Raw genomic sequence first — 11,582 nt, 5'->3', positions numbered from 1 at the left:
AAAAAAAAGACGGTTGGCTGCTCGGCAGGCGCAGGCTCAGACCTTGTTGAACAGGCCCAACTGAGCAATCTTGCTGAAGGCCAGTTGCGAGGCCTGCAACATGGTTTGTTGCAAGGTCAGTCGGGTCATCACTTCGGCCGCATCGGAATCGCGGATCGACGATTGGGTCTGGGTGTTGGCCAGTTTAAGGCTCTGGTTGGTATCGCTCTGGGTATCCAGGGCAGCACCGCGACCACCGACCGAACTCAAGGCGCTGGACAGCTGATCAATACCGCTGGCCAGGTTGGCAATGCCTGAAGCCAGTGACGCTTGCAGTTTCTGAGTAGCGATCGGGTCACCGTTGGTTGGCGTATTCAATGCGGTTTTCAACTGGCTCACGGTGTCCAGGATGTTCTGGGTTTCGTGAGTGTTGACCGCGATGCTGAACTGATCGTTGGCCGCCGGCGTACCGGTCAGGGTGAAGCTCACACCCGATGCCGTGGCGACGCTGCCAGCCATGGTTCCGGTAGACACCGGCTTGCTGTTGGCCGTCAAGGGCGCTGCGTACAGTTCGAAGGCGGTGGCGCTGGTGAACTTCAGAATCGCCGAGCCGGTAGGGAAACTGGCGTGGTAATCCACCGGATTGGTGATGCTGCTGCCGGTGACCTGCGCCGCCGAAGGGTTGCCCGGGCTGCCGGTAGCGCTGAAGGTGTCCGGCTTGGCCGCCAGGGTAAAAGTGTGACCAGGCAGCACGGTCGCCGCGGTGTCGCCAGCGCCCAGGTTGATGTTCAAAGTCAGCTCGACGCCGCGGAAAGTGACGGCTTGGCCCACCTTGCTGGCCGGATCGAATGCGCCGCCCTGACTGGCTTCGGCAGTCACGTCGTTGCCGGCCGAGTCGGTGATCTGCAGCTGGGTGCCGCTGACGAAGTCCACGGTATATGGCTCGCCACTGCGGAATTTGTCGTTGTAGGTGACGTTCGACGACACCTGGCCGTTGGACAGGGTCACGCGGCCGTCATCCACGACCGGCGCAGTCCTGGTGACTTCGCTGCGGCTGGTGTTGATCGCTTGCTGGAACGCATCCCAACCGGTGCTGTTGGTGGCCATCGACATGGTGTCACCGATCACCAAGTCAAGAGTCACCTGATCGCCGTTATAGCTGTAAGTCCCGTCATTGTTGCGTGTGAACGGCACGGTATCGCCCTTGGAGCCGGCGAAGATGTACTTGCCGTTCTCGTCCTTATTGTTCATCAGGCTCAGCAACTGCTCTTCGATCTGCCCCAGCTCCGAGGCGTTGGCTTGGCGGTCGGCATCGGTGTAACCGGCATTGCCCGCGCCAACGGCCAGTTCCCTGGCGCGCTGCAATACATTGCCGATGCTGGTCATCACCGCTTCGGTAGCACCGAGGGTCGCCTTGATGGTCGTGGCGTTGGCTTCGTACTGATCGAGCATCGAAGCCTGCTGACCCAATTGCAACAGACGCGAAGCGCCGACCGGATCATCGGCCGCGGTCTTGACGCGAACCAGACTGCTGGCCTCTTCGCTGCTCTTGACCACATTGGCGAAATTCTTCTGATAGTTGGCAGCAGAGGACTCGTAAAACTGGGCGGTAGAAATGCGCATGGGCTACGACTCCTTAAAGACTGTTGATCAGTGTGCTGAAGATTTCCTGCGCAGCCTTGATGATCTGCGAAGACGCGGTGTAGTACTGCTGATACTTGACCAGGTTGCCGGTTTCCTCATCAAGGTCGACACCCGACAGCGAATCGCGAGCGCCCTTGGCGTTGGCCAGGATTGCCTCGGTGGCAGCGCTGTCGAGCTTGCCTTGCGCGGCCTTGGCGCCGACGCCCTCGACCAGTTTGCCGTAGGCGTCGGTCAGGGAAATGCCATTGCTGGCCGACCCGGTATCCACGGCCTGCTTGGTTTGCAAGCCAGCCAGTACGGTGCCGTTGCGGTTGTCCAGGGTGCCGGGCTGACTGAGCGTGACGTTGATCGCAGTGCCTTGACCTGGCGAACCGGCCACGGTCATGTCGAAAGTCGCGGTGCGCTGCACGGCTGGCGGCCCCGGATCCATGATCGCGGCGCCGCTGGCGTCGACCAGTGGAATACTCAGGCTCAGTGTATTGTTCTGGCCCGGCACAATGGTGCCGGTACTGAGTGCATTACCTTTGGCATCGAGCAACTGGTAAGTCTGGGTGGTGCCACCGGTGGCACCAAAAACCACTTTGACCGGGGTCGAATTCTTCAGGCCATTCTGAATGGCCAGGGTGGTGGCCGAGTCGTAGATATTGAACTGCGTGGTCAGGGTCGGTTGACCGCTGGCCGCAATGGTCAAGGTACCGCTGCCACCCGGCGCGATGGCTGCACCCAACGGTGCCGCGATGGCCAGACGTTTGGAGTCGGTCATCTCGGTCTTTATGTTGGTCGCCGCGTTACGGGTCGGGGTGATCTTGAACGTGTCGCCGGCGGCGGCGGTACCCCCGGTGAGCTTCATGGAGAAGCCATCGATCACCGGCGGCGGCGTGGTCAACGTGCTGAACGCACCCATGGCGGTGCCTTCAGGCAGGCGCTGCACGGTGTAGTTGGTGGCGCTGGTGAAGGTGACTTTGTAATCGTTGATGGTCAGCTTGCCGCTGTCCTCGATGCTCACGTCGAAGTTGCCTGAGCCGGCACTGTTGCCGACCGTGGCAACGCTGCGCTGGGCCATTTGCGCGGCACTGTTGATGCTGTTGAACAGGTTCGAACCGAAGTCACCGTTCTTGTCGATGCCCTGGGCCTGGATGGTGTTCATCTGATCGGCAACGACCAGCGCCACGCGCCCCAGCTCATTCATGGCCGGGTCCAGCACGGTGCTGCGATAACGCAGCAAGCCGCCCATTTCGCCACCGGTCATCACCGAGGTGATGTCGATGGTGCTCGAGCCGCGGTTGAGCTGAATGGCCGAACGCGACGGGTCGTCTTTGCTCGGCACCACTTCCAGCTTGCTGGCGGTGCTGCCCATGACCAGCGGCTGACCGCTGCCCAGGTAAATGTCGAGGTTACCGTCGCGCTCGATCACTTGCGCACCGGTGAAGGTGGACAACTGGCGCACAGTCTCGTTACGCGCGTCGAGCAAGTCGTTGGGCTGGCCGCCGGCGTTGGAAACTTCGGAGATCTTCTGGTTCAACTGGGCCACGGTGGTCGCCAGTTTGTTGATCTGATCGGCCATGTTCTCCAGATTGCCGTTGATGTTCGCGTTCTGCGTGGTCAACTGGCTGGAGATCGAGTTGAACCGGTTGCTCAGGGCTTGCGCATCGCTGAGCAGCAGTTGGCGGGAAGCATCGTCGCCCGGTTTGGCGTTGACGTTCTGTACCGAGGCAAAGAACTTGGTCAGGGCGCCATTGAGGCCGGTGCCGCTGTCAGACAGCAACTTATCGAGCGGGCTGATCTGCCCGGCGTAGGCCGCCGAGTCGCTGTTGAGCGAGGTGCTGGTTTGCAGTTGCGCATCGAGGTAGCTGTTGTACACCCGACGCACATCGGCCAGGGTCGTACCCGTGCCGATGTAGACATTGCCGAACTGATTCGCGGCCTTGGTGCCCTGCACGGTTTGCTGACGCGAGTAGCCTGCGGTGTCGGCGTTGGCAATGTTGTTACCGGTCACCATCAATGCGCTTTGGCCAGCGGATAAACCCGACATCCCGATGTTGAGCAAACTCATGATTCAAACCTTATGCCTTGTGCCTATAAAGGCGTAGTGGAAGCGCCCGCCGCAGCGTAGTTCTGGTAACTCGTCATCTGCTTGGCTATCTGCGAAATCTTGCTTGCGTAATCCGGGTCGGTTGCATACCCGGCTTTTTGCAACTCGCGTACAAACTGTTCCGGGTTATCGGCCGACTTCAGCACATCTTGATAGCGATTGTTGCTTTGCAGCAGCGTCACAAGGTCATGGAAGCTGTCCTTGTAAGAGGCGTAGGAACGGAACTCGGCCGTCTCCTTGACCATCGCGCCATTTCTGAATTCGCTGGTGATCGCCCGCGCCGAATCGCCCTTCCAGTTACCGCTGGCCTTGATGCCGAACAGGTTGTGGCTGCTGCTGCCATCCTGGGCGCGCATGACCGATTTGCCCCAACCGGTTTCCAGGGCGGCCTGAGCCACCAGGTAACGCGGATCGACACCGATTCGGTCGGCGGCCTCTTTGGCCATCGGCAGCATGGTGTTGACGAATTCGTCGGCGGAACTGAAGGCTTTCTTCGGCGGCGCCAGGGGGATTTGCGCCATGGCACGCCCATAAATCTGCAGGCGCCCACTGGAGGTCGTATCCGTTTGCGAAGCCAGCCAGTCGCCGTTGTACAGCGGGCCGGCACCGGTCGTGGTGTTCTGCGGCAGCTGGATTTTGTTCTGCGCTGCGGTGGTGGTCGATGCCGACGGCACCAGCCCTGCGAGCAAACGGTCGGCGAGTTTCGGCGGCAGCGCCAGACGCCGCTGATTGATCAGTGCCATGTCGTTGCGGTGAGCGCCCTCACCCGCTCCGGCCGGCGCCGTCACCGAGCGCGACGCCCACAACGGGCGCTCACCATTGAGGCGCGACAGCGGCCCGTTGGTGGCGACCGTGCCGGCGGCAATCGGCGTTTCCACGGCAGCTTTCGCGGCAGCCTGCTTGGCGGCAGACGCGGCTGCAGCCTCACCCGGCGCCAGCGGTTTGTTCTTCGACATCTGGCGCATCAGCACGTCGGCCAAACCGATACCGCCGCCTTCGCGGGACAGGGAAACGGCCAACTGCTGGTCGTACATTTCCTGGTATTGCTTGGCCGCTGGCGTGTTGAGCGGATTGTCCTGCCCCAGCGCTTCGGTGGCCGAGCGCATGGACTTGAGCATTTCACCGAGGAACAGCGACTCGAATTCCTGCGCCACTTTGCGCATGTTCGCATCGCTGTTCTTGTCGCCGACCTTGAGCTGGTTCAGGCGGTTCAGGTCCGAGTAGGAACCCGAGTCGCTGCTGCTGACCAGACCGCTTTTGCGCATATCCATGATCGCCGTCCTCAGATCACGATCAGGTCGGCTTGCAACGCGCCGGCCTGTTTCAGCGCTTCGAGGATCGCCATCAAGTCACCCGGTGCCGCGCCGACCTGGTTCACCGCACGAACGATCTCGTCGAGGGTGGTGCCCGGGCCGAACTTGAACATCGGCTTGGCTTCTTGCTGCGCATTGACCCGCGAGCGCGGCACGACCGCCGTCTGCCCGTTGGACAGAGGACCTGGCTGGCTGACGATCGGGTCTTCGGTGATGGTCACGGTCAGGCTGCCGTGGGTCACGGCGGCCGGGGAAACCTTGACGTTCTGACCGATCACGATGGTGCCGGTGCGCGAGTTGATGATGACTTTCGCCACCGCCTGACCCGGGTCGACTTCGAGGTTTTCGAGGATCGACAAATAGTCGACCCGCTGGCTCGGATCGAGCGGCGCGGTCACGCGGATCGAGCCACCGTCAATGGCCTGAGCGACGCCAGGGCCGAGCATGTCGTTGATTTTGTCGACGATGCGCTTGGCGGTGGTGAAGTCCGAACGGTTGAGATTCAGTGTCAGGCTGTTGCCCTGATTGAAGCCGCTCGGCACCGCACGCTCGACCGATGCACCGCCCGGGATGCGACCGGCCGATGGAACGTTGACGGTGATCTTGGAACCGTCACGACCTTCGGCATCGAAGCCGCCGACCACCAGGTTGCCTTGAGCCACGGCGTAGACGTTGCCGTCGATACCTTTGAGCGGCGTCAACAGCAAGGTGCCGCCGCGCAGGCTCTTGGAGTTACCGATGGACGCTACGGTGATATCTATCTGCTGACCCGGCTTGGCAAACGCCGGCAGATCAGCACTGATCGACACGGCCGCGACGTTCTTCAATTGCACGTTGCCGGAACCTGGCGGCACCTTGATGCCAAACTGCGAGAGCATGTTGTTGAAGGTCTGCAGGGTGAACGGGGTCTGGGTCGTCTGGTCGCCGGTGCCGTTAAGCCCGACCACCAGGCCGTAGCCGATCAATTGGTTGGAACGCACGCCGGAAATACTGGCGATGTCCTTCAGCCGCTCGGCCTGAACATCGAAGGCTGCGGACAACAAAAAGGCGGCCACCATCAGGTGTTTAAGATTCAACATGCTCACCAGAAAAGCCACCTAGAAAGGGAACAGCGGGCTGAGGAAGAAACGGTCGAACCAGCCTGGCTGACTCGCATCGGCAAACGCACCGGTGCCCGAATAGGTGATGCGTGCATCGGCGACGCGGGTCGACGACACGGTGTTGTCGGTGGCGATGTCATCGGCACGAACGAGGCCGGCAATCCGCACCAGCTCGTCACCAGTATTGAGGGTCAGCCACTTCTCGCCACGCACGGCGATGATGCCGTTGGGCAACACGTCAGCAACGGTCACGGTGATCGAACCGGTCAGGCTGTTGCTCTGGCCGGACTTGCTGTCGCCCTTGGTGGCGCGGTCACCTTCATAACCGACATCCAGACTCAAGCTACCGCTGCCCACTGGATCACTGGTGCTCAGGCCGCCCCCGAAAAATGAGCTCAGGCCGATGTCGGTCTTGCTGTTCTTGTCGATCTGCGAGTTGGCGTTCTTGCTCGCCTGGGTGCGCTCGTTCAGGGTGATGGTGATGATGTCTCCGACCCGGAACGCCTTGCGGTCGCTGTACAGGTTTTGTTCGAAACCGGCCTGGTAGATCGAGCCGTTATTGGCGGCAGCCGGTAGCGGCGTGCGCGGCAACACCGGGGCGTAGTAAGGGTCATTGGGCTTGGGCGGCGGGGCGACGCAGCCCGCGAGCACAACGGCCCCACTCAGTGCCAGAACAGATACAAAGCGATTCATGCCCCTACCTCACGGTGTTGCAGGCGACCTCATGGCCGCCTCATAGACTTGATTACAGATTCTGCGTTACGAACGAGAGCATCTGGTCGGCGGTGGAGATCACTTTGGAGTTCATCTCGTAGGCGCGCTGAGTGGTGATCATATTGACCATCTCTTCAACGGTGCTGACGTTGGACGTTTCCAGGGTGTTCTGCAGCGTGGTGCCGAAACCGGCCAGGCCCGGAGTGCCGACTTGCGGCGCGCCACTGGCAGCGGTTTCCAGGAACAGGTTGTTACCCACCGCTTGCAGACCGGCCGGGTTGATGAAGTCGGCGGTTTGCAGGTTGCCGATCACCTGAGCGGCCGGGTTGCCGGCAACGGTGATGGACACGGTGCCGTCACGGCCGACGGTGAAGGTCTGGGCGTTGTTCGGAATGACAATGGCCGGCTCCAGGGCGAAGCCGCTGGCGTTGACGATCTGGCCGTTGGAGTCCAGGTGGAAGGTACCGTCACGGGTGTAGGACGTGGTGCCATCGGGCTGCAGGATCTGAAAGAAACCGCGACCGTCGATGGCCATGTCCAGTGGCTGCTCGGTGGTTTGCAGGCTGCCGGCGGTGAAGTTTTTCTGAGTGCCGACGATGCGCACACCGGTACCCACTTGCAGACCCGACGGCAGTTCGCTGTCCTGGGTCGACTGGGCGCCTGGCTGGCGTTTGATCTGATACAGCAAGTCCTGGAACTCGGCGCGGTCACGTTTGAAACCCGTGGTCGATACGTTCGCCAGGTTGTTGGAAATGGTGGTGAGGTTGGTGTCCTGGGCGGACAGACCTGTTTTGGCAACCCATAGAGCCGGAAGCATTCGATTCTCCTCGTGCGCCTGTTTTACGGCGCGACGTTCTGATAATTAGCTGATCTGCAAGACCCGAGCCATGGCCTGGTCATCGTCTTTGGCGGTGTTCATCATCTTGACGTGCAGCTCGAACTGCTTGGCCAGCGCCAGCACCGAAGTCATTTCTTCCACGGCATTGACGTTGCTCGACTCCAGGAAGCCGGACACCAGCTTGACGTTGGCATCGGCTTGCGCCGGCTTGCCGTCCTTGGTGTGGATCGAACCGTCCAGGCCTTTGGTCATGTTCCTGAAGTCCGGGTTGACCAGTTTGATGCGGTCGACTTCAGCCATCACCCGCGGGCCTTCGCCCATCGCACGGATGCTGATGGTGCCGTCTTCGCCGATTTCGATCTGCTGCTCGGGCGGCACCGCAATCGGTCCGCCATTGCCCATCACCGGCATACCGTTGCCGGCGCGCAGCACGCCCAGGGCGTCAACGTTCAGGCTGCCGGTGCGCACGTAGCTCTCACCGCCATCGGGGTTCTGCACGGCGATCCAGCCGTTGCCTTGCACCGCGACATCGAGGTCGCGACCGGTTTCCACCAGCGAGCCTGCGGAGAAGTCGGTGGCCGGACGTTCGCTCATGGCAAATGCGCGCGCCGGAAAGCTGTCACCAAACACAGGCATCGAACGGGCCTGCTCCAGGTCCTTTTGAAAACCGTTGGTAGAGATGTTCGCCAGGTTGTTGGCATGAGCCTTCTGCGCCAGTGCATTCTGGCTGGCGCCGGTCATTGCCACATAAAGGTACTTGTCCACACTCTTTCCTCTGCATGCCGGACGTTTGCCGCCCACCGCTGTACTGCTGAGCCATAAGCAATTTGCAGACCAACTTTTTTCTGGCAGCGCGGGGCCCGGCAAACAAAGGACTTGGGGGATTCGGAGGGGATTGGGGGAATGTATCGAAGACGAAAAACCGGCGGTGTTATGCCGCCAAGAGGCAAGGATCAGCCTGGATGCTGATCGTTCCCCTGTGGCGAGGGAGCCTGCTCCCGCTCGGGCGCGAAGCGGCCGCAAACCAACCTGCGCGATCTGCCTGCAATAATTCGGTTGATCGTTCCCACGCTCTGCGTGGGAATGCAGCCCGGGACGCTCTGCGTCCCAAGAGCGGACGCGGAGCGTCCATTGAGGCATTCCCACGCGCAGCGTGGGAACGATCAAGCTGCTTAGCCGAGCTCTTTGCCGACCTCATACTCGCGCAACTTATTGGCAATGGTGGTATGGGAAACCCCCAACCGCTTGCCCAGTTGCCGACTGCTCGGATGCTCGGAATACAAGCGCTCCAGCACCGCTTTCTCGAAACGCCCGACAATCTCGTCCAGGCTGCCCTCAAGAGAGAAATCGCCAAGCGGCTGACGTACGCCGTAGTCCGGCAGACGAATGTGCTCGGCCTTGACGGTGCCGCCATCGCACAGGGAAACCGCCTGAAACAGCACATTCTCCAGCTGCCGCACGTTACCCGGCCAGTGATAGTGACTGAGCCGCTCCATCGCTGCCGGCGCCAGTTTCGGCAACGGGCAACCGATCTGTCGACTGGCCTGATCGAGGAAGTGCTCCACCAGTGGCGCCAACCCGTCGAGGCACTCGCGCAGCGGCGGGATATGCAGCGAGAGCACGTTCAAACGGTGGTACAAATCCTGGCGAAACTCACCACGCGCGCACAGCTCGGACAAGTCCACCTGAGTCGCGCAGATCACCCGCACATCCAGATAGACCTCTTCATCGCTGCCTACGCGACGGAAGCAACCGTCCTGCAGAAAGCGCAGCAATTTCACCTGCAAGCGCGGGCTCATTTCGCCGACGCCATCAAGAAACAACGTACCGCCCGCCGTCAGTTCCAACAGCCCGAGCTTGCCTTCGGCCCGCGCCCCTTCGAAGGCGCCGGGGCCGTAGCCGAACAATTCGGTCTCGGCCATGGACTCCGGCAGACCGGCGCAGTTGAGGGCCATCAGCGGTGATTGCCCACGCGGGCTCGCCAGGTGACAGGCCCGCGCCAACAACTCTTTGCCGGTGCCGGTTTCGCCTTCTATCAATAGCGGCGCATCCAGCGGTGCCATGCGCCGCGCTTCGCGAACCACCGCCGCCATCACTTTCGAGCTCTGGAAAATGCTGTCGAAGCCGCGCAACTCCTGCTTGCGCACGTTATAGATGCGCTCGCCTACCCGGTCCGCCCGGTGCAGCGTCAACACGGCGCCGGCCATGGCTTCGCTTTCATCATGCTCCGATTGCAGCGGCGCGATGTCGGCGAGAAACACGTCACCCTTGACCTTGACCCGCAAGCCGTTGATCCGCGACTTGTTGGCGCGCACCAGTTCCGGCAAGTCGAAGTCCTCGGCGTACCGCGACAGCGGGATCCCCGGCACCTCATCCACCCGCACCCCGAGCAACTGCGCCGCCGCACGGTTGGCCGCAACGATGGAGCCGCCCATGTCGATCGACAGCACGGGAAACTCCAGGGCACCGAGCAAGGCATTGAGCTCCATGTGCCGACGCTCGCTGGGCATCAGCCCTACCCGCTTGACGCCGAAGACCCCGCCAATCGCCTCGAACTTCGGCCGCAATGCCTGGAACTGGATGTTGATCAGGTTCGGGCAGTGCAGATAGATCGCATTGCCGTGCTCACCGCCCACCTCACCGCGGGCGACGTTGATCCCGTACTCGACCAGCAGGTTGAGAATGTCGCGCAGGATACCGATGCGGTTCTGGCAGTGGACTTTGATACGCATATAAAGGCCCGTAACAGCGGTAAACGAGGCCCGGAGCAAGAAATTTTCGGCTCGGGCCTCAAGATAGTCGTCAAGATTATGTGACACCTGTGAGCCATTTCAAACCCGCAAATATCAATACTTGCGCGATGGACGCCAATCCGTAACGAATACTTTACGAAAAGCATGGATTTTTCCTGCGCATGGCACGAATCACCTGCTGCAACACCGCACTCCTTGGGGTATTTCTAGGTCCATAGCTGTACACACAACAAGAATGTATCCCCTAGCAGGAGAGCAGCATGAAGCAGACGCAATACGTGGCTCGTGAGCCCGATGCGCAAGGTTTTATCGACTACCCCGCCGAAGAACACGCGGTGTGGAACACGCTGATCACTCGCCAACTGAAAGTGGTCGAGGGGCGTGCGTGCCAGGAATACCTGGACGGTATCGAAAAACTCGGTCTGCCCCACGACCGCATCCCGCAACTCGGTGAAATCAACAAAGTCCTCGGTGAAACGACCGGCTGGCAAGTTGCCCGAGTGCCCGCACTGATTCCCTTCCAGACCTTTTTCGAATTGCTGGCGAGCAAGCAATTTCCAGTGGCGACCTTTATTCGTACCCGCGAAGAGTTGGATTACCTGCAAGAGCCGGATATTTTCCATGAGATCTTTGGCCACTGTCCGCTGCTGACCAACCCCTGGTTCGCCGAATTCACCCACACCTACGGCAAACTCGGCCTACAGGCTTCCAAGGAAGAGCGCGTGTTCCTGGCGCGCCTGTACTGGATGACCATCGAATTCGGCCTGGTCGACACGCCGCAAGGCCTGCGCATCTATGGCGGCGGCATTCTGTCCTCGCCGAAAGAAACCGTTTACTGCCTGTCGAACGAGCCTGAGCATCAGGCCTTCGACCCGCTGGAATGCATGCGCACGCCGTACCGCATCGACATTCTGCAACCGCTGTACTTTGTCTTGCCAAACCTCAAGCGCCTGTTCGATCTGGCCCACGAAGACATCATGGGCATGGTCAAGCAAGCCATGCAGCTTGGGTTGCACGCACCGAAATTTCCGCCAAAAGCTGCGTGACCCGCGCCTTTTGGCATCAAGTGAGTCTGTTACGGATCGCCGCTTTGCTTTAGCGTGGCCCCACTGACGACCGTTTTTCAAAACACTCGATTTCAGGAACACA

General features: G+C 60.8%; 9 protein-coding genes. 1 reads left to right on the top strand and 8 read right to left on the bottom strand.

Features of this window, described 5'->3' with window-relative positions:
- Window positions 1-36: 36 nt before the first annotated feature.
- The 8 genes from HCU66_RS03515 to HCU66_RS03480 all read right to left on the bottom strand — a co-directional run bounded on the left by HCU66_RS03515 (window position 37) and on the right by HCU66_RS03480 (window position 10,412).
- Window positions 37-1,602 carry a flagellar hook-associated protein 3 gene (locus HCU66_RS03515; RefSeq protein WP_205887179.1) on the bottom strand — a complete coding sequence of 522 codons (1,566 nt, stop codon included), beginning with the start codon at window positions 1,600-1,602 and terminating at the stop codon, window positions 37-39.
- A 13-nt stretch (window positions 1,603-1,615) separates the two neighbouring features.
- A complete protein-coding gene (gene flgK / locus HCU66_RS03510) occupies window positions 1,616-3,676 on the bottom strand; it encodes a flagellar hook-associated protein FlgK (protein WP_205887178.1) in 2,061 nt (686 codons plus the stop codon).
- Window positions 3,677-3,699: 23 nt separating this feature from the next.
- Window positions 3,700-4,986 carry a flagellar assembly peptidoglycan hydrolase FlgJ gene (gene flgJ, locus HCU66_RS03505; protein ID WP_205887177.1) on the bottom strand — a complete coding sequence of 429 codons (1,287 nt, stop codon included), beginning with the start codon at window positions 4,984-4,986 and terminating at the stop codon, window positions 3,700-3,702.
- Window positions 4,987-4,997: 11 nt separating this feature from the next.
- Window positions 4,998-6,107, bottom strand: coding sequence for a flagellar basal body P-ring protein FlgI (locus tag HCU66_RS03500; protein WP_205887308.1), 1,110 nt, complete (start codon window positions 6,105-6,107; stop codon window positions 4,998-5,000).
- Between the two features lie 18 nt (window positions 6,108-6,125).
- Window positions 6,126-6,821 (bottom strand): flagellar basal body L-ring protein FlgH, encoded by a 696-nt coding sequence (gene flgH, locus HCU66_RS03495; RefSeq protein ID WP_030130509.1) that lies wholly within the window; start codon window positions 6,819-6,821, stop codon window positions 6,126-6,128.
- Window positions 6,822-6,873: 52 nt separating this feature from the next.
- Window positions 6,874-7,659, bottom strand: a complete 786-nt coding sequence (flgG, locus tag HCU66_RS03490) for a flagellar basal-body rod protein FlgG (RefSeq protein WP_205887176.1) — start codon at window positions 7,657-7,659, stop codon at window positions 6,874-6,876.
- A 45-nt stretch (window positions 7,660-7,704) separates the two neighbouring features.
- Window positions 7,705-8,445, bottom strand: coding sequence for a flagellar basal body rod protein FlgF (locus HCU66_RS03485; protein WP_205887175.1), 741 nt, complete (start codon window positions 8,443-8,445; stop codon window positions 7,705-7,707).
- Between the two features lie 407 nt (window positions 8,446-8,852).
- Entirely contained in the window at window positions 8,853-10,412 is a 1,560-nt protein-coding gene (locus HCU66_RS03480) for a sigma-54-dependent transcriptional regulator (protein ID WP_205887174.1), read from the bottom strand.
- Between the two features lie 281 nt (window positions 10,413-10,693).
- Between HCU66_RS03480 and phhA the strand changes: the two genes are divergently transcribed.
- Window positions 10,694-11,479: a phenylalanine 4-monooxygenase gene (gene phhA / locus HCU66_RS03475; protein ID WP_205887173.1), complete on the top strand. Its 786-nt coding sequence runs from the start codon at window positions 10,694-10,696 to the stop codon at window positions 11,477-11,479.
- Window positions 11,480-11,582 lie beyond the last annotated feature (103 nt).

Origin of the sequence: Pseudomonas frederiksbergensis (assembly GCF_017114915.1) — a bacterium.
Taxonomy (GTDB): Bacteria; Pseudomonadota; Gammaproteobacteria; order Pseudomonadales; family Pseudomonadaceae; genus Aquipseudomonas; species Aquipseudomonas frederiksbergensis_I.
Note: the sequence above shows the minus strand (reverse complement) of the source record. Positions and strands in the feature narration are given on the sequence as shown.

What these genes read in the sequence shown, in the direction of transcription:
- flgH (WP_030130509.1), bottom strand. Translation starts at nt 6,821, where the DNA reads ATGAATCGCTTTGTATCTGTTCTGGCACTGAGTGGGGCCGTTGTGCTC.
- flgK (WP_205887178.1), bottom strand. Translation starts at nt 3,676, where the DNA reads ATGAGTTTGCTCAACATCGGGATGTCGGGTTTATCCGCTGGCCAAAGC.
- flgJ (WP_205887177.1), bottom strand. Translation starts at nt 4,986, where the DNA reads ATGGATATGCGCAAAAGCGGTCTGGTCAGCAGCAGCGACTCGGGTTCC.
- HCU66_RS03515 (WP_205887179.1), bottom strand. Translation starts at nt 1,602, where the DNA reads ATGCGCATTTCTACCGCCCAGTTTTACGAGTCCTCTGCTGCCAACTAT.
- HCU66_RS03480 (WP_205887174.1), bottom strand. Translation starts at nt 10,412, where the DNA reads ATGCGTATCAAAGTCCACTGCCAGAACCGCATCGGTATCCTGCGCGAC.
- HCU66_RS03500 (WP_205887308.1), bottom strand. Translation starts at nt 6,107, where the DNA reads ATGTTGAATCTTAAACACCTGATGGTGGCCGCCTTTTTGTTGTCCGCA.
- flgG (WP_205887176.1), bottom strand. Translation starts at nt 7,659, where the DNA reads ATGCTTCCGGCTCTATGGGTTGCCAAAACAGGTCTGTCCGCCCAGGAC.
- phhA (WP_205887173.1), top strand. Translation starts at nt 10,694, where the DNA reads ATGAAGCAGACGCAATACGTGGCTCGTGAGCCCGATGCGCAAGGTTTT.